Annotated in this window: 19 protein-coding genes; 13 read left to right on the forward strand and 6 right to left on the reverse strand. The window is 71.7% G+C overall.

The genetic code is table 11. The annotated features are described in order from the left end of the window. The first annotated feature begins 104 nt into the window (after positions 1 to 104). From ftsZ to ACQKM2_RS27740, 6 genes are all read left to right on the forward strand, one after another. Complete coding sequence (ftsZ, locus tag ACQKM2_RS27715; RefSeq protein ID WP_267035330.1) at positions 105 to 1,307, forward strand: cell division protein FtsZ; 1,203 nt, start codon at positions 105 to 107, stop codon at positions 1,305 to 1,307. Next, positions 1,304 to 2,035: a peptidoglycan editing factor PgeF gene (gene pgeF, locus ACQKM2_RS27720; RefSeq protein ID WP_427714498.1), complete on the forward strand. Its 732-nt coding sequence runs from the start codon at positions 1,304 to 1,306 to the stop codon at positions 2,033 to 2,035. The genes ftsZ and pgeF overlap by 4 nt, the downstream gene beginning before the upstream one ends. Positions 2,036 to 2,038: 3 nt before the next feature. Further along, entirely contained in the window at positions 2,039 to 2,758 is a 720-nt protein-coding gene (locus tag ACQKM2_RS27725; protein WP_427714500.1) for a YggS family pyridoxal phosphate-dependent enzyme, read from the forward strand. 169 nt (positions 2,759 to 2,927) lie between these two features. After that, positions 2,928 to 3,545 carry a cell division protein SepF gene (locus ACQKM2_RS27730; RefSeq protein WP_361604916.1) on the forward strand — a complete coding sequence of 206 codons (618 nt, stop codon included), beginning with the start codon at positions 2,928 to 2,930 and terminating at the stop codon, positions 3,543 to 3,545. 60 nt (positions 3,546 to 3,605) lie between these two features. Then, positions 3,606 to 3,902 carry a YggT family protein gene (locus ACQKM2_RS27735; protein WP_007263603.1) on the forward strand — a complete coding sequence of 99 codons (297 nt, stop codon included), beginning with the start codon at positions 3,606 to 3,608 and terminating at the stop codon, positions 3,900 to 3,902. An 82-nt stretch (positions 3,903 to 3,984) separates the two neighbouring features. Then, positions 3,985 to 5,217: a DivIVA domain-containing protein gene (locus ACQKM2_RS27740; RefSeq protein WP_427714501.1), complete on the forward strand. Its 1,233-nt coding sequence runs from the start codon at positions 3,985 to 3,987 to the stop codon at positions 5,215 to 5,217. Positions 5,218 to 5,682: 465 nt separating this feature from the next. On the opposite strand, the gene ileS is transcribed toward ACQKM2_RS27740, so the two are convergent. After that, the gene (ileS, locus tag ACQKM2_RS27745) at positions 5,683 to 8,829 is read right to left on the reverse strand and encodes an isoleucine--tRNA ligase (RefSeq protein ID WP_427714502.1); all 3,147 of its coding nucleotides are present in this window, start codon (positions 8,827 to 8,829) and stop codon (positions 5,683 to 5,685) included. Between the two features lie 555 nt (positions 8,830 to 9,384). Here ileS and ACQKM2_RS27750 point away from each other — a divergent pair. From ACQKM2_RS27750 to ACQKM2_RS27770, 5 genes are all read left to right on the forward strand, one after another. Beyond that, positions 9,385 to 10,443 carry a TraR/DksA family transcriptional regulator gene (locus tag ACQKM2_RS27750; RefSeq protein WP_427714503.1) on the forward strand — a complete coding sequence of 353 codons (1,059 nt, stop codon included), beginning with the start codon at positions 9,385 to 9,387 and terminating at the stop codon, positions 10,441 to 10,443. An 86-nt stretch (positions 10,444 to 10,529) separates the two neighbouring features. Then, positions 10,530 to 11,096, forward strand: a complete 567-nt coding sequence (lspA, locus tag ACQKM2_RS27755; RefSeq protein ID WP_125598630.1) for a signal peptidase II — start codon at positions 10,530 to 10,532, stop codon at positions 11,094 to 11,096. Between the two features lie 52 nt (positions 11,097 to 11,148). After that, positions 11,149 to 12,090: an RluA family pseudouridine synthase gene (locus ACQKM2_RS27760; protein ID WP_007263598.1), complete on the forward strand. Its 942-nt coding sequence runs from the start codon at positions 11,149 to 11,151 to the stop codon at positions 12,088 to 12,090. Beyond that, complete coding sequence (locus tag ACQKM2_RS27765; RefSeq protein ID WP_427714505.1) at positions 12,087 to 12,560, forward strand: GNAT family N-acetyltransferase; 474 nt, start codon at positions 12,087 to 12,089, stop codon at positions 12,558 to 12,560. Before ACQKM2_RS27760 ends, ACQKM2_RS27765 begins: the two co-directional genes overlap by 4 nt. Positions 12,561 to 12,733: 173 nt before the next feature. Then, a complete protein-coding gene (locus ACQKM2_RS27770; RefSeq protein WP_427714507.1) occupies positions 12,734 to 14,326 on the forward strand; it encodes a Na+/H+ antiporter in 1,593 nt (530 codons plus the stop codon). A gap of 11 nt (positions 14,327 to 14,337) precedes the next feature. Here ACQKM2_RS27770 and ACQKM2_RS27775 read toward each other — a convergent pair whose 3' ends face one another. Next, positions 14,338 to 14,817 carry an SRPBCC family protein gene (locus ACQKM2_RS27775; RefSeq protein WP_427714509.1) on the reverse strand — a complete coding sequence of 160 codons (480 nt, stop codon included), beginning with the start codon at positions 14,815 to 14,817 and terminating at the stop codon, positions 14,338 to 14,340. 65 nt (positions 14,818 to 14,882) lie between these two features. Between ACQKM2_RS27775 and ACQKM2_RS27780 the strand changes: the two genes are divergently transcribed. Next, the gene (locus ACQKM2_RS27780; protein ID WP_427714511.1) at positions 14,883 to 15,464 is read left to right on the forward strand and encodes a TetR/AcrR family transcriptional regulator; all 582 of its coding nucleotides are present in this window, start codon (positions 14,883 to 14,885) and stop codon (positions 15,462 to 15,464) included. On the opposite strand, the gene ACQKM2_RS27785 is transcribed toward ACQKM2_RS27780, so the two are convergent. Beyond that, positions 15,461 to 16,510, reverse strand: coding sequence for a mechanosensitive ion channel family protein (locus ACQKM2_RS27785; RefSeq protein ID WP_427714558.1), 1,050 nt, complete (start codon positions 16,508 to 16,510; stop codon positions 15,461 to 15,463). The genes ACQKM2_RS27780 and ACQKM2_RS27785 overlap by 4 nt on opposite strands. 72 nt (positions 16,511 to 16,582) lie before the next feature. On the opposite strand from ACQKM2_RS27785, the gene ACQKM2_RS27790 reads away from it, so the two are divergent. Beyond that, complete coding sequence (locus ACQKM2_RS27790; RefSeq protein WP_399438940.1) at positions 16,583 to 17,152, forward strand: dienelactone hydrolase family protein; 570 nt, start codon at positions 16,583 to 16,585, stop codon at positions 17,150 to 17,152. 70 nt (positions 17,153 to 17,222) lie between these two features. Here the strand turns inward: ACQKM2_RS27790 and ACQKM2_RS27795 are convergent, their stop codons facing one another. From ACQKM2_RS27795 to ACQKM2_RS27805, 3 genes are all read right to left on the reverse strand, one after another. Next, positions 17,223 to 18,188 carry a zinc metalloprotease gene (locus ACQKM2_RS27795; RefSeq protein WP_427714560.1) on the reverse strand — a complete coding sequence of 322 codons (966 nt, stop codon included), beginning with the start codon at positions 18,186 to 18,188 and terminating at the stop codon, positions 17,223 to 17,225. A gap of 223 nt (positions 18,189 to 18,411) precedes the next feature. After that, positions 18,412 to 20,058 carry an alkaline phosphatase D family protein gene (locus ACQKM2_RS27800; RefSeq protein ID WP_427714513.1) on the reverse strand — a complete coding sequence of 549 codons (1,647 nt, stop codon included), beginning with the start codon at positions 20,056 to 20,058 and terminating at the stop codon, positions 18,412 to 18,414. Positions 20,059 to 20,185: 127 nt separating this feature from the next. Then, a complete protein-coding gene (locus ACQKM2_RS27805) occupies positions 20,186 to 20,980 on the reverse strand; it encodes a DsbA family protein (protein WP_427714515.1) in 795 nt (264 codons plus the stop codon). Between the last annotated feature and the right edge of the window lie 17 nt (positions 20,981 to 20,997).

A 20,997-nucleotide genomic window follows, 5' to 3' on the forward strand; every position in this document is an offset into this window, starting at 1 on the left:
GGGTTCGGGTCGGCGCGTACGGACCGTCCCACATTTCGGCATCAGTCGTCGCTACGCAGGCCCGCGAGGCGGCGACACGTAACTCGAGGCGAGAGGCCTTCGACGTGGCAGCACCGCAGAACTACCTCGCAGTCATCAAGGTCATCGGTGTCGGCGGCGGTGGTGTCAATGCCATCAACCGAATGATCGAGGTCGGTCTCAAGGGCGTCGAGTTCATCGCCATCAACACCGACGCCCAGGCGCTGTTGATGAGCGACGCCGACGTCAAGCTCGACGTCGGCCGTGAACTCACCCGGGGCCTCGGCGCCGGAGCCAACCCGGCCGTCGGCCGCAAGGCGGCAGAGGACCACCGCGAGGAGATCGAGGAGGTCCTCAAGGGGGCCGACATGGTCTTCGTCACCGCCGGCGAGGGCGGCGGCACCGGCACCGGCGGCGCACCCGTCGTCGCCAACATCGCGCGCTCGCTCGGCGCCCTGACGATCGGTGTGGTCACCCGCCCGTTCACCTTCGAGGGCCGGCGTCGCGCGAACCAGGCGGAGGACGGCATCGCCGAGCTCCGCGAAGAGGTCGACACCCTCATCGTCATCCCCAACGACCGGCTGCTGTCCATCTCGGACCGCCAGGTCAGCGTGCTCGACGCCTTCAAGTCGGCCGACCAGGTCCTGCTGTCCGGCGTCCAGGGCATCACCGACCTCATCACCACCCCCGGCCTGATCAACCTCGACTTCGCCGACGTCAAGTCCGTGATGTCCGAGGCCGGCTCGGCCCTGATGGGCATCGGCTCGGCCCGCGGCGACGACCGCGCGGTGGCCGCCGCCGAGATGGCCATCTCCTCGCCGCTGCTGGAGGCGTCCATCGACGGCGCCCGCGGCGTGCTGCTCTCCATCTCCGGCGGCTCGGACCTCGGTCTCTTCGAGATCAACGAGGCCGCGCAGCTGGTCAGCGAGGCCGCGCACCCCGAGGCGAACATCATCTTCGGCGCCGTCATCGACGACGCGCTCGGCGACGAGGTCCGCGTCACCGTCATCGCGGCCGGCTTCGACGGCGGACAGCCCCCGGCCCGCCGGGACAACGTCATCGGCGCCGCGTCCACCAAGCGCGAGGAGCCGGCCCCCGCGCCGGTCCGCGCGCCCGAGCCGGTCCGCCCGGCCTTCGGCGGACTCGGCACGGTCACCCCCCGCGAGGAGCCCCCGGCGCCGGTGGAGATCCCGGTCGAGGCCGTGGCCCCCGCACCGCAGGTCCCGACGGCCCGGCCCTACCAGGACAGCCCGGCCGAAGAGCTGGATGTACCGGACTTCTTGAAGTGACACTGGGGCAGCACAGCGAGAACGGCGCCCACTTCGCCTTCACCGACCGGTGGGGCGGGGTGAGCGCCGTTCCGTACGAGGAGCTCAATCTCGGCGGCGCGGTCGGAGACGACCCGGCCGCCGTTCGCGCGAACCGGAAGACCGCGGCCGAGGGCCTGGGCATCGACCCGGACCTGGTGGTCTGGATGAACCAGGTGCACGGCCGGGACGTGGCGGTGGTCGACGGCCCCTGGGCCGCCGGAGCCCCCGTCCCCTCCGTGGACGCGGTGGTGACCGCCCGTCGGGGGCTCGCCCTCGCGGTTCTCACCGCCGACTGCACGCCGGTCCTGCTGGCCGACCCCGTCGCCGGGGTCGCCGGCGCCGCCCACGCCGGGCGGCCCGGGCTGGTCGCGGGGGTGGTGCCCGCCGCCGTCGAGGCGATGACCGCCCTCGGCGCCGACCCCGCGCGGATCGTCGCCCGTACCGGACCGGCCGTCTGCGGCCGCTGCTACGAGGTGCCGGCCGAGATGCGGGAGGCGGTCGCCGAGGTGGTGCCGGCCGCGTGGGCCGAGACCAGCTGGGGGACACCGGCCGTCGACGTGGTCGCCGGGGTGCACGCGCAGCTGGCGGAGGCGGGGGTGGCGAACATCCACCGCTCCCCGGTCTGCACACTGGAATCGCGGGACCACTTCTCGTACCGCCGCGACCGGGTGACCGGGCGGCTTGCCGGATATGTCTGGTTGGACTGACGAATGACGGATCGTAAGGCCGAGCTCGCGGAGAACCTCGCGCGGGTGGAGGAGCGCATCGCGTCCGCCTGCGCGGCGGCCGGGCGCGGGCGGGAGGAGGTGACCCTGATCGTGGTCACCAAGACCTACCCCGCGAGCGACGTACGACTGCTGGCGGACCTGGGTGTCCGTCATGTGGCGGAAAATCGGGACCAGGACGCCGCCCCCAAGGCGGCCGCCTGTGCGGATCTGCCGCTGAGCTGGCACTTCGTGGGCCAGTTGCAGACGAACAAAGTCCGTTCCGTGGCGGGATACGCGCAGGTCGTGCAGTCGGTCGACCGGCCCAGGCTCGTCAGCGCGCTGTCGGCGGCCGCCCAGGCGCAGGGGCGCGAGCTCGGCTGCCTCGTCCAGATCGCGCTCGACGCCGAGTCGGGCGAGCGCGGCTCCCGCGGCGGCGCCGCGCCGGACCTGATGGAGGAGTTGGCGGACCTCGTCGCCGGCGCGCCGGGACTGCGGATCGACGGCCTCATGACCGTCGCCCCCCTGGCGGGTCCCTACGCGGGGCGCGAACAGGCCGCCTTCGAGCGGATGATGGAATTGTCATCCAGCCTGCGCGAGGCCCATCCGGCTGCCACGATGGTGTCGGCCGGGATGAGCGCCGACCTGGAGCAGGCCGTGCTGGCGGGTGCGACACATGTACGCGTCGGCACTGCGGTACTCGGCGCGAGACCCCGGCTCGGGTAACGTCGCGAAGAAAGTCGGACCACAGCAGAAAATATGGTCATTTCCGCAGATGAGCGGACAGACCACGTGGATCGCGGGCAGTTGGTGACTTTGGTGACACAGCTACTTTGCTGACGGACACTCGACACCTGCGACAGGGCGATCCACCACAGAGCGGAGGACTCGGAGAATGGCCGGCGCGATGCGCAAGATGGCGGTCTACCTCGGCCTCGTGGAGGACGACCGGTACGACAACCCGGGGTACGACCCCGATGACGAGTTCGAGCCCGAACCGGAACCGGAACGGGCCCGAGACCGGGATCGTAGACAGCAGCCGGTGCACCAAACGCCCGTAACGGACGAACCGGTACGAGTTGCGCAGCCGCCGGCTCCGCGCGAACCCCTCCCAATTCCGTCAGAAAACGGACGTCCCGCGCGAATTGCCCCCGTGGCATCCATCACACCTGACCGCACCAACCTGGAGAAGAACGCCCCCGTGATCATGCCCAAGGTCGTCTCCGAGCGGGAGCCGTACCGCATCACGACGCTGCACCCCCGGACCTACAACGAGGCCCGTACCATCGGGGAACACTTCCGTGAGGGCACTCCGGTGATCATGAATCTCACGGAGATGGACGACACGGACGCGAAGCGTCTCGTGGACTTCGCGGCCGGTCTCGTCTTCGGTCTGCACGGCAGTATTGAACGCGTGACACAGAAGGTGTTCCTGCTGTCTCCTGCTAACGTCGATGTCACGGCGGAGGACAAGGCCCGCATCGCGGAGGGCGGGTTCTTCAACCAAAGCTAGACCGATCCGTCAGAAACGGGACCGGGAACAGAGCGGAAGCAGGGGAGAGGGAAGCACGGGATGGGCGTCGCACTCCAGGTGGTCTACATCGCGCTGATGTGCTTCCTCATCGTGCTGATCTTCCGACTGGTCATGGACTACGTGTTCCAGTTCGCACGTTCATGGGCACCCGGCAAGGCGATGGTGGTGGTTCTGGAGGCCACCTACACTGTCACCGATCCACCGCTCAAGCTTCTTCGGCGCTTCATCCCGCCGTTGCGTCTCGGGGGCGTGGCACTCGACCTGTCCTTCTTCGTTCTGATGATCATCGTTTACATCCTCATCAGCTTCGTGAGCACCGCTGCGAGAAGCGTGTGAACGATGAGCTCCCCCGCAGGCGCGGGGACAGTCCCGATACGGTCCTGCCGACTGCCGACGACTACGTAGAGGTGAAGAAGACATGCCGCTGACTCCCGAGGACGTGCGGAACAAGCAGTTCACGACCGTCCGCCTGCGAGAAGGCTATGACGAGGACGAGGTCGACGCCTTCCTCGACGAGGTCGAGTCCGAGCTGACCCGTCTGCTGCGCGAGAACGAGGACCTGCGCGCGAAGCTGGCCGCTGCCACGCGCGCCGCCGCGCAGAACCAGCAGCAGCAGAACATGCGCAAGCCGGAACCCCAGGACCAGCGCCCGGGCGCCCCCGTGCCGGCGGCCATATCCGGCCCGCCGCAGCAGCAGCAGCAGCCGCAGATGGGCCCGCCGCAGCTTCCGGGCGGCCAGCCGCAGCTCCCGCCGGGCCCCGGCGGCAACGGACCGCAGGGTCCGGTCCCGATGGGCGGCCCCATGCAGCAGCAGTCCATGGGCGGCCAGCACCCGATGGCGCCGCAGCAGCAGCAGATGGGCCAGCCCCCCATGCCGCAGCAGATGCAGCAGTCCATGGGCGGCCAGAACCAGCTCGGCCAGCAGATGCAGCCGATGGGCCAGCAGATGCAGCCGATGGGGCAGCCGATGCAGCCCATGGGCCAGCAGATGCAGCCCATGCAGCAGATGCAGCAGCCGCAGCTCCCGCAGCAGGGTCCCGGTGGCGACAGCGCCGCCCGCGTCCTGTCGCTCGCGCAGCAGACCGCCGACCAGGCGATCGCGGAGGCCCGCTCCGAGGCCAACAAGATCGTCGGCGAGGCGCGCAGCCGTGCCGAGGGCCTGGAGCGGGACGCCCGTGCCAAGGCCGACGCGCTGGAGCGGGACGCCCAGGAGAAGCACCGCGTCGCGATGGGCTCCCTGGAGTCCGCCCGCGCCACGCTGGAGCGCAAGGTCGAGGACCTGCGGGGCTTCGAGCGCGAGTACCGTACGCGCCTGAAGTCCTACCTGGAGTCGCAGCTGCGCCAGCTGGAGACCCAGGCCGACGACTCCCTCGCGCCGCCGCGCACCCCGGCCGGCCCGGCCCTGCCGCCGTCGCCGTCCCCGTCGATGGCTCCGGCCGGCGCCATGGGCATGGGCGGCCCGTCCCCGATGGGCGGTCCGTCGCCGATGGGCGGCCCCTCCCCGATGGCCGGCGGCCCGTCCTACGGCGGCCAGCAGCAGATGTCCCCGGCGATGACGCAGCCGATGGCTCCGGTGCGGCCGGCTGCGCCGCAGCCGATGCAGGCGCCGTCTCCCATGCGGGGCTTCCTGATCGACGAGGACGACAACTGACGTAGCCCTCGGCAGTCACCACGGGCCGGGCCCGGACCCCCTCAGGGGATCCGGGCCCGGCCCGTTTGTGCGCCCCGGGGCCGGTGGCCCGCCTGCGGGTGCCCGGCCGCTGCGCGGGGCCAAGTCCCCTACCCGCCCTTCGCCCGTTCCCTGGGGCTCCGCCCCAGACCCCGCGCCTCAAACTCCCCCAGCTACCGCTGGGAGGTGCCCCCAGGCGGGGCTGAAAGACCCCGGGGCTCTGCCCCGGACCCCGTTGCGCTCAACGCCGCGCGGGCTGGATTTCGCGCAGCGAAATTCCAGCCCCGCCGGCGTTCGAGGCGCGGGGTCCGGGGCGGAGCCCCGGGGAACGGTGGAAGGGCGGGGAGGGGCAGGCCCCGCGCAGCGGCCCCACCACCGGGCCCGCAGACGGCAGTGGCCCGGCACCCCCCCCGGAGGGGAGGGGCCGGGCCACTGGGGCGGGAGGGGTTACGCCTTGCGGAGGCGGAACGTCAGGGACAGGGAGTCGTCCGTGAACGGGTCACCGTACGCGGCGTCGGCCTCGCCCGAGGCGTAGTCGGTCGCCAGGACCTCGTCCGAGATCAGGGCCGCGTGGTCCGTCAGGGCCGTCACGACCTCCGGGTCCGACGAGGACCACCGCAGGGCGATGCGGTCCGCCACGTCCAGGCCGGAGTTCTTCCGGGCCTCCTGGATCAGCCGGATCGCGTCACGCGCCAGGCCCGCCAGCCGCAGCTCCGGGGTGATCTCCAGGTCCAGGGCGACCGTCGCGCCGGAGTCCGAGGCCACCGACCAGCCCTCGCGCGGGGTCTCCGTGATGATGACCTCCTCCGGGGAGAGGGAGATCTCCTCGCCGTTCAGCGTGATCGTCGCCGAACCGGACCGCAGGGCCAGCGACAGCGCTGCCGCGTCCGCCGCGGCCACGGCCTTCGCGACGTCCTGGACGCCCTTGCCGAAGCGCTTGCCCAGCGCCCGGAAGTTGGCCTTGGCCGTGGTGTCCACCAGCGAGCCGCCGACCTCGGACAGGGAGGCCAGGGAGGAGACGTTCAGCTCCTCCGTGATCTGCGCCTGGAGCTCCGGGGACAGGGCGTCGAAGCCCACCGCCCCGACCAGCGCGCGCGACAGCGGCTGGCGGGTCTTGACGCCGGACTCGGCGCGGGTGGCCCGGCCCAGCTCGACCAGGCGGCGGACCAGCAGCATCTGCTGCGACAGGGTCGGGTCGATCGCCGAGGCGTCCGCCACCGGCCAGGTGGACAGGTGCACCGACTCCGGCGCGTCCGGGGTGACCGGGACGACCATGTCCTGCCAGACCCGCTCCGTGATGAAGGGGGTGAGCGGGGCCATGAGCCGGGTCACCGTCTCGACCACGTCGTGCAGCGTGCGCAGCGCGGCCGCGTCGCCCTGCCAGAACCGGCGGCGCGAGCGGCGCACGTACCAGTTGGACAGGTCGTCCACGAAGGCGGAGAGCAGCTTGCCCGCGCGCTGGGTGTCGTAGGCCTCCATCGCGTCCGTGACCTCGGTGACGAGGGTGTGGAGCTCGGAGAGCAGCCAGCGGTCGAGGACCGTGCGGTCGGCCGGCGCCGGGTCGGCGGCGGAGGGCGCCCAGTTCGACGTGCGCGCGTACAGGGCCTGGAAGGCGACGGTGTTCCAGTACGTGAGGAGCGTCTTGCGGACGACCTCCTGGATCGTGCCGTGGCCGACGCGGCGCGCCGCCCACGGGGAGCCGCCGGCCGCCATGAACCAGCGGACCGCGTCGGCGCCGTGCTGGTCCATGAGCGGGATCGGCTGGAGGATATTGCCCAGGTGCTTGGACATCTTGCGGCCGTCCTCGGCGAGGATGTGGCCCAGGCAGACCACGTTCTCGTAGGACGACTTGTCGAAGACGAGCGTGCCGACCGCCATCAGCGTGTAGAACCAGCCGCGCGTCTGGTCGATGGCCTCCGAGATGAACTGCGCCGGGTAGCGCTTCTCGAAGATCTCCTTGTTCTTGTACGGGTAGCCCCACTGCGCGAACGGCATCGAGCCCGAGTCGTACCAGGCGTCGATGACCTCCGGGACGCGGACGGCGGTCAGGGAACAGCCCTCCGCCGTGCAGGGGAAGGTGACGTCGTCGATGTACGGGCGGTGCGGGTCCAGGGAGGAGTGGTCCTGGCCGGACAGCTCCGACAGCTCGGCGCGGGAGCCGACGCAGGTGAGGTGGTCCTCCTCGCAGCGCCAGATCGGCAGCGGGGTGCCCCAGTAGCGGTTGCGGGAGAGCGCCCAGTCGATGTTGTTGTTGAGCCAGTCGCCGAAGCGGCCCTGCTTGACCGAGTCCGGGAACCAGTTCGTCTTCTCGTTCTCCCGCAGCATCGCGTCCTTGACGGCGGTGGTGCGGATGTACCAGGACGGCTGCGCGTAGTAGAGCAGGGCCGTGTGGCAGCGCCAGCAGTGCGGGTAGCTGTGCTCGTAGGCGATGTGCTTGAAGAGCAGGCCGCGGGTGTCGAGGTCGGCGGTCAGGCGCTCGTCGGCCTTCTTGAAGAAGACGCCGCCGACGAGCGGGACCTCCTCCTCGAAGGTGCCGTCGGCGCGGACCGGGTTCACGACCGGCATGCCGTACGCGCGGCAGACCGCGAGGTCGTCGGCGCCGAAGGCCGGGGCCTGGTGGACCAGACCGGTGCCGTCCTCGGTGGTGACGTACTCGGCGTTGACCACGTAGTGGGCCGGCTCGGGGAACTCGACCAGCTCGAAGGGGCGCTGGTAGGCCCAGCGCTCCATCTCCTTGCCGGTGAAGGTCTGGCCGGTGGCCTCCCAGCCCTCGCCGAGGGCCTTCTCCAGCAGCGGCTGGGCGACGACGAGCTTCTCGTTGCCGTCCGTGGCGACGACGTACGTGACCTCGGGGTGGGCCGCGACGGCGGTGTTGGAGACCAGGGTCCAGGGGGTGGTGGTCCACACGACCAGCGCCGCCTCGCCGGCCAGCGGGCCGGAGGTCAGCGGGAAGCGGACGTAGACGGAGGGGTCGACGACCGTCTCGTAGCCCTGCGCGAGCTCGTGGTCGGACAGGCCGGTGCCGCAGCGCGGGCACCAGGGGGCCACGCGGTGGTCCTGGGTCAGCAGGCCCTTGTTGAAGATCTCCTTCAGCGACCACCAGACGGACTCGACGTACTCGGGGTCCATGGTCCGGTAGGCGTCGTCCAGGTCGACCCAGTAGCCCATGCGGGTCGTGAGCTCGGTGAACGCGTCGGTGTGGCGGGTCACGGACTCGCGGCACTTGGCGTTGAACTCGGCGATGCCGTACGCCTCGATGTCCTGCTTGCCGTTGAAGCCCAGTTCCTTCTCGACGGCCAGCTCGACGGGCAGGCCGTGGCAGTCCCAGCCGGCCTTGCGGGCGACGTGGTAGCCGCGCATGGTGCGGAAGCGGGGGAAGACGTCCTTGAAGACGCGGGCCTCGATGTGGTGCGCGCCGGGCATGCCGTTCGCGGTGGGCGGGCCCTCGTAGAACACCCACTCGGGGCGGCCCTCGGACTGCTCCAGCGTCTTGGCGAAGGTCTTGCTCTCACGCCAGAAGTCGAGGACGGCGTGTTCGAGGGCGGGCAGGTCGACCTGGGCGGGTACCGGGCGGTACTGGGGCGGTGTGGTCATGAGGCTGAACTCTTCCTCCGGCGGGGTGTCACTTCCGTCCGGAGGGACGAGAGCGCTGCTGCTCCCGCGGTACCACCCTCCTTGGCCTCCGGACGGGTCCGGCGGCCCCCTCATTGGGGTGCGAAGCCGGTTCTACTCGCCGTACGGGGATCCGTGCGGGCTTTCTTCCGGCGGCTCCGGGGTGATCCTTCGCATCGCGCTCGCCCCCGGGCTCTCACCGTCCCCGGGTCGCTCCTGGCTGCGTCCGACGCTACTCGTCCCCATCCATGCCTTTCGCTGCGCCCAGTGTACGGGCCGGGGCGCGGGTCGGCAGACCGGTTTTGCGGGGCCCGGCGGCGCGTCGCGGGGCGGCTCGCGGCGTGACCCGGATGGGCTGACGAGCGGCTCCGGGATCCGCTGGGGCGGGTGGGGCGGATTACGGGGCTCCCCGCTGGGCACAACGGATGCAGGTTGACCTCGACGGACGCGTGCCCCGTTGCCGTGGGGTCGGAGGCGATTTATCGTTCCGGCACGATCTGCGAAGAAGATCACAGTATGTGAAAAGGGGCCGCGGCCATGGTGGCGAAGAAGACGGGGACACGGGAGGTGGCCGAGCCCGCGGTCGAGGACGCGGCGGCCGGACGGGCCCCGGCCGGATCGGCTGCCGCCGCGAAGTCCCCGGGCAGGAAGGCCGCTGCCGAAGCCGCTGCCGCGGAGAAGGCGGGGGCCAAGAAGGCTCCGGCGAAGAAGGCCCCGGCCAAGACGGCGGCGGTGAAGGAGGCTGCCGCTGAGGAGGTGGTGGCGAAGAAGGCTCCGGCCAAGAAGGCTGCCGCTGAGGAGGCCGGGGCGAAGAAGGCCCCGGCCAAGACGGCGGTGGCCAAGAAGGCTGCCGCTGAGAAGGCGGTGGCCAGGAAGGCTCCGGCCAGGACGGCTGCCGCCGAGAAGGCGGCGGTGAAGAAGGCTTCGGCCAGGACTGTTGCCGCCGCCGAGGAGGCGCCGGCCAAGAAGGCTTCGGCCAAGGCTGCCGCCGCTGAGGTGGCGGTGGCGGAGAAGGTGCCGGCCGGGCGTACCACGAGCAAGGCCGCGGCCAAGACGGCCGCGTCCGAGGGGGCGGCCCCGGCCGCGCGGAAGACGGGAGCTCGGAAAGTGGTTGCCAAGAAGACTGCGGGTACGGCCAGGAAGACGGCCGGGACCGCCACCAGCGGGCTCCCCAAGGCGAAGGCCGCGGCGCCGGCCCCCGGCGAGCTGGCCGTGCGCGAGGGGGAGGACCCCTGGACCCCCGCGGAGGTCGCGGAGGCGCGGGCCGAGCTGGAGAGCGAGGTGCTGCGGCTGAGGGCCGAGCTGGACGCCTCCGAAGTGGCCATCTCGGGCCTGATGCGGGACTCCGGCGACGGCGCGGGCGACGACCAGGCCGACACCGGGACCAAGAACATCACCCGGGAGTCCGAGCTGGCCCTCGCCGCGAACGCCACCTCGATGCTGGAGCAGACCGAGCGGGCCCTGGAGCGGCTGGAGGCGGGCACCTACGGCCTCTGCGAGAACTGCGGCCGGCCCATCGGCAAGGCGCGCATGCAGGCCTTCCCGAGGGCGACGCTGTGCGTGGACTGCAAGCAGAAGCAGGAGCGAAGGCACTAGCCAGGACCTACGCGTACTGACGTACTCTCGTGTCTCGTCGGGATGAAGGTTCCCGTACCCGGTTCGAGCTAGTTCGAGGGACTCACGTGGCAGAGGCGGAGCGCATCATCGGTATGCCGGAGGTCGGGGACGACGCCGAGCCGCAGTCGGAGCCCGCCGCGCCCCGGGGGCGCAGGCGGATCGCGGCGCTGCTGGTCGTCGCGGTGCTCGCGTACCTGCTCGACCTCGGCAGCAAGATGGTCGTCGTGGCCAAGCTGGAGCACCAGCCGCCGATCGAGATCGTCGGCGAGTGGCTGAAGTTCTCCGCCATCCGCAACCCGGGCGCGGCCTTCGGTTTCGGCGAGGCCTTCACGATCATCTTCACCGTGATCGCGGCGACCGTGATCGTGGTGATCGTCCGGCTGGCCCGCAAGCTCTACAGCCTGCCGTGGGCGATCGCCCTGGGCCTGCTGCTGGGCGGTGCCCTGGGCAACCTCACCGACCGGATCTTCCGTTCGCCGGGCGTGTTCCGGGGTGCGGTCGTCGACTTCATCGCACCGGCCCACTTCGCCGTGTTCAACCTCGCCGACTCGGCGATCGTGTGCGGCGGGATCCTGATCGTCCTGCTGTCCTTCAAGGGCCTGGACCCGGACGGGACCGTCCACAAGGACTGATCGCGGAGGCCGGGCGGCCGTGCTCCTCTGCCGAGTCCTGCATACTCGACAGGTGAGTACGATTCCCGAGATCCGCACCCTGCCCGTTCCCGATGGCCTCGAAGGCGAGCGCGTCGACGCCGCCATCGCCCGTATGTTCGGTTTCTCCCGGACGAAGGCGGCCGAGCTGGCGGCGGAGGGGAAGGTCTCGGTCGACGGCAGCGTCGTCGGCAAGTCCGAGCGCGTCCACGGCGGCGCCTGGCTGGAAGTCGAGATGCCCGCCCCGCCGCGGCCCGTCGAGCTCGTCGCCGAGCCCGTGCCCGGCATGGAGATCATCCACGACGACGACGACGTCGTGGTCATCATGAAGCCGGTCGGCGTCGCGGCCCACCCCAGCCCCGGCTGGACCGGCACCACCGTCATCGGCGGCCTCGCCGCCGCCGGCTACCGGATCTCCACCTCCGGCGCCTCCGAGCGCCAGGGCATCGTGCACCGCCTCGACGTCGGCACCTCCGGCCTGATGGCCGTCGCCAAGTCCGAGCGCGCCTACACCTCGCTCAAGAACCAGTTCCGCGAGCGCGTCGTCGACAAGCGCTACCACGCGCTGGTGCAGGGCCACCCGGACCCGATGAGCGGCACGATCGACGCGCCGATCGGGCGCCACCCGAGCGCCGACTACAAGTGGGCCGTGACCCAGGACGGCAAGGCGTCGGTCACCCACTACGACCTCATCGAGGCCTTCCGGGCCGCCTCCCTGCTGGACATCAAGCTGGAGACGGGCCGCACGCACCAGATCCGCGTGCACATGTCCGCGCACCGCCACCCCTGCGTCGGCGACCTGACCTACGGGGCCGACCCGACCGTCGCGAAGCGGCTCGGGCTGACCCGGCAGTGGCTGCACGCCGTGCGGCTCGGCTTCGAGCACCCGGCCGACGGGCAGTGGGTGGAGTTCGAGAGCGGCTACCCGGCGGACCTGCAGCACGCGCTGGACGTCATCCGGGCCGAGAGCCAGTGACTGCCGGCCCCGCCGTCTCGGTGAGGGTGGCCTCCTCGGAGGCGGACCTGGCGGCCTGCTACGCCGTGCGGACCGAGGTGTTCGTGGTCGAGCAGTCCGTGCCGGAGTCGATCGAGTACGACGCGTACGACGCGGTCGCGGTGCACGTGCTGGCCGTCGGCCCGGACGGTGAGCCGCTGGGCACCGGCCGGCTGCTGCACGGGCCGCAGGCCCTGTCCAAGACCGGGTCACCGGAGGTCGGCTCGCTGGGCCGGCTGGCCGTACGCAAGTCCGCGCGCGGGCTGGGCGTCGGGGTGGCGCTGGTCCGCGCGATCGAGGCGGAGGCCGTCCGGCTGGAGCTGGCGGCGGTGTCGCTCGGGGCGCAGACGCACGCGCTGGGCTTCTACGAGCGGCTGGGGTACGAGGCGTACGGGGCGGAGTTCGCCGACGCCGGGATTCCGCACCGGGCAATGCGGAGGGCTCTGCCGTAGCGGGGGTACCGCTGCGGGGGCTGCGCCCCGGACCCCTCCTGGGGGCTCCGCCCCCAGACCCCCGCGCCTCAAACGCCGGCGAGGCTATAGAGGGCGGGGAGGGGAGCGGCTCCGCGCAGCGGGACCCGCGCGCCCCTGCGGGGTGTGGGACGGGGTCCTGACAGGGTTAAGGCGTGGATCAGCTCGCTCTGCTCTTCGTGCTGTTGCTCGGGGCCGTCGTGACCGTACCGCTCGGGGACCGGCTCGGGCTGCCCGCGCCCGTGCTGATGACCCTCGCCGGGGTCGGTCTGGCGCTGGTGCCGGTCGTGCCCAACGTCGCCGTCCCGCCCGATTTCATCCTGCCGCTGGTGCTGCCGCCGTTGCTCTACGCCTCCGCGCAGCGCACCTCCTGGCGGCAGTTCGCCGCCAACGTGCGGCCGATCCTGCTGCTGGCCGTGGCCCTGGTGTTCGTGACCACCGCCGCCGTGGCCGGGGTCGCGCACGCCGTCGTCCCCGGGCTGCCGCTGGCCGCCGCCGTCGCGCTCGGCGCGCTCGTCGCCCCGCCCGACCCCGTCGCCGCCACCGCCGTGGCCGGGGCGCTCGGGCTGCCGCGCCGGATGGTGTCGATCCTGGAGGGCGAGGGCCTGTTCAACGACGTCACCGCCATCGTGCTCTACCACGTCGCCGTCGCCGCCGCCGTGAGCGGCAGCTTCTCCTGGCCCGACGCGCTCGGGGAGTTCGTGCTGTCCGCCGTGGTGGCGGTGGCCGTCGGGCTGGCGCTCGGCTGGGCCGCGAACCGGCTGATGGGGCGGCTGGGGGACGCCACGCTCCAGATCGGGCTGACGCTGCTCGTGCCGTTCGTGGCGTACGTGGTGGCGGAGGAACTCCAGGGCTCGGGGGTGCTGGCCGTGCTGACGACGGCCCTGTTCCTCGCCGAGTACGCCGGCGACGCCGATGACGTGCTGGGGCGGCTCGCCGGGCACACCTTCTGGGAGATCGTCGACATGCTGGTCACCGGGGTGGCGTTCGGGCTGATCGGGCTGGAGCTGCACAACGTCTTCGGGGTGGCCGGGGGCCGCGAGTGGGCCATGGCCGGCTGGGCGGCGGCGGTGGTCGCGGTGGTGGTCGGCGTCCGGCTGGTCTGGCTGCTGCCGGCGGCCTGGCTGGCGAAGAAGCTGCACGGGCGCCGCGACTACGACGAGGAGATCCCGCTGAGCTGGCGGGAGAGCCTCGTGATGTGGTGGGCCGGGATGCGCGGGGTGGCGTCGGTGGCGCTGGCGCTGGCCCTGCCCTTGCGTACGGACTCGGGGGAGCCCTTCCCCGCGCGGGACGAGATCGTCTTCATCGCCTTCGCGGTGATCATGACGACGCTGGTGTTCCAGGGGCTGACCCTGCCGTGGCTGGTGCGCCGGCTGGGGGTCGAGGCGGACACGGACGAGGAGCGGGAGACCGAGCGGCGGCTGGCGCTGCGCGCGGCGAAGGCGGCGAAGCGGCGGCTCAAGGAGATCGAGGAGGTCGAGGACCTCCCCGAGGACCTGGTCGAGATCCTGTACCGGCGCGCGTACGACGTCGGGGCCAGGATCAGCCCGGACATGGTCGACGAGGAGCGGCGGGAGGCGTACGCGAAGCGGGTGGAGCGGATCCGCGACGTGCAGCGCATCCAGCGGGAGATGATGTCCGCCGCCCGGCACGAGGTCCTCGCGGCCCGCAGCGAACCGGGCGCCGACCCGGAGATCGTCGACAGGGTGCTGCGGCACCTGGACGTGCGGAGCCTGCGCAGCACGTAGGCGGGGCCGGGTCAGCGTTCCTCAGGGGCGAGGGCCAGGAGGAGGCGGACGTACGGGGACCAGCGGGTGCGCCGGGGCGGGCGCTCGGCGCGGTCCAGGCTGTCCTCCAGCAGGGCGTCGTGCAGCCAGCGGTAGGCCAGGGGCCAGCTCAGCCGGGCGGGGCCGGTGACCCGCATCGAGAGGGTGTGGCGCAGCAGCGTGCGCTCCTCGTCGACGGGCAGGACCGCGTACTCGTGGAAGCCGTGGAAGCCGCGCGGGCCGGTGAAGGCGAAGCGGATCCAGGTCCCGGGGACGTACGCGGCGACCGTGTAGCGGACGGGGCCGTGGCCGCCCTTCGCGCCCGGCCCCAGCGGGCGGTCGAACTCCATGGGGGACCAGGTGCGGTGGGGCCAGAGCCGGTCGGCCTGACCGGCGGACAGGGAGTCGAGGAGGGCGCCGGCCTCGGCGGCCCCCATGGGCAGCAGGCGTTCGTGCACGTTGTGGACGGGCATGGGTGTCTCCCGCTCCTTCAATTGGAGAGCTGTCTCTAATAATTGTGGAGAGTACTCTCTGATTCATGCCGAGACCACCCCGCTTCGACGCCGGCGCGCTCCTCGACGCCGCGGTCCTCCTCGCCGCCGCCGGCGGGCCGGCAGCCGTCACCATGTCCGCCGTCGCCCAGACCGTCGGCGCGCCCAGCGGATCCGTCTACCACCGCTTCCCCGGGCGCCCCGCGCTGCTCGCCGAGGTGTGGCTGCGCACCGTCGAGGGCTTCCAGGAGGGCTACCTCGCCGCCCTCGACGCGGACCCCGACCCCCGGCGGGCCGCCCGGGCCGGCGCCCGGCACGTCGTGGCCTGGAGCCGGGCCCGCCCGGCGGAGGCGGCGCTGCTCCTCCACGGCGCCGAGGAGTTCGGCTGCTCCGGCTGGTCCGAGGAGCACCGCGGGCGCGCGGACCGGGGGAACGCGCGGGTGTTCGCCCGCCTCGCGGAACTCGGGGCGGCGCTCGGCGCGGCCGGGCCCGAGGGGCTGGACCGGATCGTCCTGGCCCTGGTCGACCTGCCGCTCGCGGTGGTCCGCCGCCCCCTGCGGGCCGGCCTCCCGCTGCCCCCGCACGCCGAGGACCTCGCCGAGGAGTCGGCGGCCACGCTGCTCGGCTAGGGGGTGTCCGTACCGCGTGGGGCCGCCTCCGCCGTGGTGACGCGGGGGAGGGCGTACGGGTGCTCGGCGGCCAGCCAGGCGATCAGCCGCTCGCGGACGGCGCAGCGCAGGGTCCACACGTCGTCGCCGTCCTTCGCCGTGACCACCGCGCGGACCACGATGGTGTTCGGGGTGGTGTCGGTGACGGCCAGGCCGCCGGTGCGGCCGTCCCACTCGGGGATGTCCTTGAGGAGCTCGGCGAGCTTGTCCCGCATGAGGGCGACCGGCGCCGAGTGGTCCAGGTGCCAGAAGACCGTGCCGGTCATCTGGGCGCCGCCGCGCGACCAGTTCTCGTACGGCTTGCTGGTGAAGTACGAGACCGGCATCGTGATCCGGCGCTCGTCCCAGGTGCGCACCACCAGGAAGGTCAGGGTGATCTCCTCGACCTTGCCCCACTCCTTGTCCACGACCACCGTGTCCCCGATGCGCACGGTGTCCCCGAAGGCGATCTGCAGCCCGGCGAAGAGGTTGCCGAGGGAGGCCTGCGCGGCGATGCCCGCGACGATGCCGAGCACCCCGGCGGAGGCCAGCACCGAGGCGCCGACCGTGCGCATCGGCGGGAAGGTGAGCAGCATCGCGGCGGCGGCGACCAGCACGGCCAGGGCGGTGAGCACCCGCTGGATCAGGGTGACCTGGGTGCGGACCCGGCGGACCCGGGCCTCGTCGGGGGAGGCGGCGGCGTAGCGGGCGTACGTGGCCTCGACCACCGCCGCGGCGATGCGGACGAGCAGCCAGGCGGTCGAGGCGATCTGGACCAGGGTCAGGGCGTGGCCGACGCCGTCGGCGTGGGCGGGGAGGATGCCCGCCGGGCGGTACGCGGCCTGGAGCGCCGCGGTGCCGAGGACGAGCCGGAAGGGCAGGCCGCAGCGGCGCAGCAGCCCCCACAGCGGGGTTTCGGTGTGCCGGGCGTCGGCCTTGCGCAGCAGCAGGTCGAGCACCCAGCCGGCGACCAGGGTGAGGACCAGGGCGGCGCCGACGACCAGGGCGGGTCGCAGGACGTTCTCCATCTCCATGCCGGAGAAGGTATCCACGGGGCGCCCCCGGACTCCTGCTTTCACGGGAATGGCACGATGGAGGGCATGAACATCATGCTCTTCCATTCGACGTACGGGCTGCGGCCCGCGGTCCACGCGGCGGCCGACCGGCTGCGCGCGGCCGGGCACGAGGTCCAGGTGCCGGACCTCTTCGAGGGCCGTACGTTCGCCACGTTCGAGGAGGGTGCGGCCTACCAGGAGGAGGTGGGGCGCGACGAGCTGCTCAAGCGGGCGGTGCTGGCGTCGGCGCCGTTCTCCGACCGGGGCCTGGTCTACGCGGGCTTCTCCTTCGGCGGGTCGGTCGCGCAGCACCTGGCGCTGGCCGACGACAAGGCGCGCGGCCTGCTGCTCCTGCACGGCACGGCGGACCTGGACGAGGACGCCTCGGCCGACGAGCTGCCGGTGCAGCTGCACATCGCGGACCCGGACCCGTACGAGACGCACGACTGGCTGACGGCCTGGTACCTGCGGATGCGGCGGGCCGGGGCGGACGTGGAGGTGCACGGCTACGCGGGCGCGGGGCACCTGTTCACGGACCCGGACCTGGAGGACTACGACGCCGAGGCGGCGGAGGAGACCTGGAAGGTCGCGCTGGCGTTCCTCGACACGCTGTAGGGACACACGGGGGATGCCCCCGGCGCCTGGCGCCGGGGGCATCCCCTTTCGCTGTGGTGGAGCCTGCGGGTCAGCCGCGGTAGGCGGTCCACATGCTCTTCATGCGCGAGACCTGGCCCGCGGTGAACTGGTACATGCAGGAGTCGTACGTGTAGTCCATGAAGTTGTGGATCGGGTCGACGCCGGCCTTGGTGGTGCAGGAGTCGCGGCCGGTCGGGCACTCGAAGGCCGCGCTCTTCTCGGCCGGGGTGTCGGAGACGGAGTCGCCGCTGCCCGAGCAGCCGCCCTGGAAGGTGTGGTACAGGCCCATCCAGTGGCCGACCTCGTGGGTGGCGGTGTCGCCCTCGTTGTAGTTGGCGGCGGAGCCGCCGGGCAGCGAGGTGTTGAGCAGGACCACGCCGTCCATCTTGGGCGCCGAGGTGTAGGAGCTCGGGAAGGTCGCCCAGCCGAGCAGGCCGCCGCCGAGGTTGGCGGTGTAGATGTTGAGCGCGTTCTTGTCGCCCTTGCGCAGGGCGTTCTTCATGTCCTTCTCGGCCTGAGTGCCGTCGGAGACGTTGTACCAGGCGGCGTTGTCGGTGTAGTCGGTGCCGGCCAGGGTGAACTGGAAGCCGGAGTCGACGTTGCCGGTGCCCTTGCCGCTGTAGGCGGCGTTGAGGACGGCGATCTGGTTGCTGATGTCCGTGGCGGTCAGCTTTCCGGCGGTGCCGGAGGTGATGACGTGGACGTACACCGGGATGTTCGTGGCCGCGGCGGCGAGCGAGGCGCCGGCGCCGGAGCCGAAGACCTGCTGCGGGGACAGCTGGAGGCCCTTGAGCTTCTTCTGCAGGTCGGCGTCCATGGCCTTGACCTGGTCCTCGCTGACCTCGTTGGGCTCGGCCGCGTGGCTGTCCTTGGGCTTGGCGACGCGGGCGTTGGCAGGGGCGGAGCCCTGCTCGGCACAGGCCTCGGCGCCGGTCTTGGAGGCGGCGGCGGCGACCGTGGTGGGGGCGGTCAGCGGGGCGAACGCCAGGGTGGAGGCAAGGACGGCCGTACCCATGAGGCGGCGGCGGAGAAGGGGGGATATGCGGGCAACAGCGCGCACGGTGGCTCCTCGGCAAGCGTGGTGGGGGGTGAGGGATTTCCTCACGCTGGCCGGAAGTTTATGTGTGCATGTCATCAAGATGGCAAGTACTCGTAAGTTAAAGATTTGTTGCCGATGTGCCGGATGGGACTCCTGGTCTGCACCAGGAGCCCCCTCCGACAGCAGATTTGACGGTGGGTCAGTTAACCGGACGGTCGGCCCGTTCCACCTTCTGGCTGCCGTTCAGCGTGCGGTACGAGCGGGCCCAGGAGGAGCTCGCGTCCTGCCGCCGCTTGTCGGAGACCACGTAGTAGTCCATCTGCGAGCGCTCGGCCGTCACGTCCAGCACGCCGTAGCCGTGCGAGTCCATGTCCAGCCACTTCACGTGCCAGTTCGCCGCCTTGATGGCGCCCTCGGCCACCACCGAGAGGGTGTGCGGCGCCACGTGCAGCATGTCGTCGATGTTGTCGGAGGTCACCGAGGTCACCACGAACTCGGTGGCCGCCGTGCCCGAACCCGGGTACGTCGCCATGTTCACCGGGACGTCGTTCGCCCACGCCATGTGGATGTCGCCGGTCAGGAACACCGTGTTCTTGATGTTCCGGTCCTTCAAGTGGCCCAGGAGTTCCTTGCGGTCGTCCGTGTAGCCGTCCCACTGGTCCGTGTTGATCGCGATCCCGCCCTCGGGCAGGCCCAGCAGGTGCGCGAGGGGCTTCAGCAGGTGCGCGGGCAGCGAGGCGAAGGCCACCGGCGAGATCATCACCGAGGTGCCGACCAGCTTCCAGGTCGCGTTCGAGGACGCCAGCCCGGACTTGAGCCAGTCCAGCTGGGCCCGCCCGGTGATGGTGCGCTCCGGGTCGTCGACCGAGCCGCTGCCGGTCTTGGCCTGCTCCGAGCGGAAGGAGCGCAGGTCCAGCAGGTGCAGGTCGGCGAGGGTGCCGAACTGGAGCCGGCGGTAGACGGTGCCCGCGATGGACGGTCGTACGGGCATCCACTCGAAGTACGCCTGCTTGGCGGCGGCCGCGCGGGCCGCCCAGTCGCCCTCGGCACCCGGGGTGTGGTTCCCGGCGCCGTCGGACCAGGAGTTGTCGGCGAACTCGTGGTCGTCCCAGATCGCCACGATCGCGTGGGCCGCGTGCAGCGCCTGGAGGTCGCCGTCCGTCTTGTACTTGCCGTGCCGGGTGCGGTAGTCGGAGAGCGAGACGATCTCGTTCTTCGGCTCGTGCTGGCGTACGACGTACTTCGCCTCGGGGTATCCGCCGGTCTGGTACTCGTAGATGTAGTCGCCCAGGTGCAGCACCGCGTGCAGGTCGGTGCGGGCGGCCAGGTGCCGGTACGCGGAGAAGTAGCCGGACTCCCAGTTGGCGCAGGAGACCACGCCGAAGCGGATGCCGGGCGTGGTCGTCCCGGCCGCCGGGGCGGTCAGGGTGCGGCCGGCCGGGGAGACGGTCCCGCCGGCGGTGAAGCGGTACCAGTACGGGGTCTGCGGCCGCAGGCCGCGCACGTCCGCCTTGACCGTGTGGTCGGAGGCGGCCGTCGCGGTGACCGAACCGCTCGCGACGATCCGGGAGAAGGCCTTGTCCTCGGCCACCTCCCAGCCCACCGCGGTGGACGGGCCCAGGCCGGAGCCGGGCACCGCTTCGGGAGTCGGGGTGACGCGGGTCCAGAGCAGGACCCCGTCGGGCAGCGGGTCGCCGGAGGCGACGCCGTGGAGGAAGGCGGGCGCGGCCCCCGCCGCGTGGGCCGCCTGGCCGCCGAGGGTGATCGGCGCGAGCGCGGCCGTGGCCGCGGCGGCCAGCACGACCGTACGGCGGCGCGGGTGTGGAGGGTTGAGATGACTGGTCACGGCCGATCATATTACTGATCGGTATGTGGCTGGGAACAGATACGGAACGGCAACGGGCGGGCGAACTCGAAGAGTTCACCCGCCCGTTTGAGACGGTTCCGGAGCCATGTCCGGATCTGTCAGTCCATCAGCCCGCGAGCGCCTTGTCGATCGCCGCCGTGAAGGCCTCCGGCGTCGCCGGGGTCTCGATCTTCTTGCCGTCCATCTTCAGCGTCGGGGTGCCCGTCACGCCGGACTTGTTGAAGGCGGCCGACATGTCCATCGCCCACCGGTCGTACGTGCCGTCCTGGACCGCCTTCTTGAACTCGGCGTTGCCCTTCAGCGCCGGGACGGTGTCCGCGACCTTCAGCAGGTAGTCGTCCTTGGCGAAGGCGTCGTTGGTCTCCTCCGGGTGCAGCGCCTTCGAGTAGAGCGCGCCCTTGTACTCCAGGAAGGCCTCGGGGCTCACGTTCAGGGCCGCGCCCAGCGCGCTCAGGGCGTTCTTCGAACCCTCGCCCTTGACGCCGTTGTCGATGAAGGTCGCGCCGAAGTAGCGGAGCTTGTACTTGCCCGCCTCCACGTCCTTCTTGACCTGGTCGCCCGCCGACTGCTCGAAGGAGGCGCAGGCCGGGCAGCGCGAGTCCTCGTACAGCTCCAGGGTCTTCTTCGCCTCGGGCTTGCCGATGACCACCGTCAGGCCGTCCTCGCCCGTGGTGTTCTTCGGCTTGACCAGCTCGGCCTTGGCGGCCTTGTCCCAGTAGCCCGGCTCGTTGGCCTGGACGACGGCGTAGCCGACACCCCCGGCCAGCGCCAGGGCGCCGACGACCGCGCCGGCCACCACCAGCTGGCGGCGGACCTTGGCCTTCTTCGCCTGCTGCTCGCGCTCGACGCGCAGCCGCTCGCGGGCGGCGGCCTTGTTCTGCTGGTTGTTGCGTGCACTCATGATGATCTCCGTGGAAC

Origin of the sequence: Streptomyces sp. NPDC004126, assembly GCF_050275515.1 — a bacterium.
Lineage (GTDB): Bacteria > Actinomycetota > Actinomycetes > Streptomycetales > Streptomycetaceae > Streptomyces.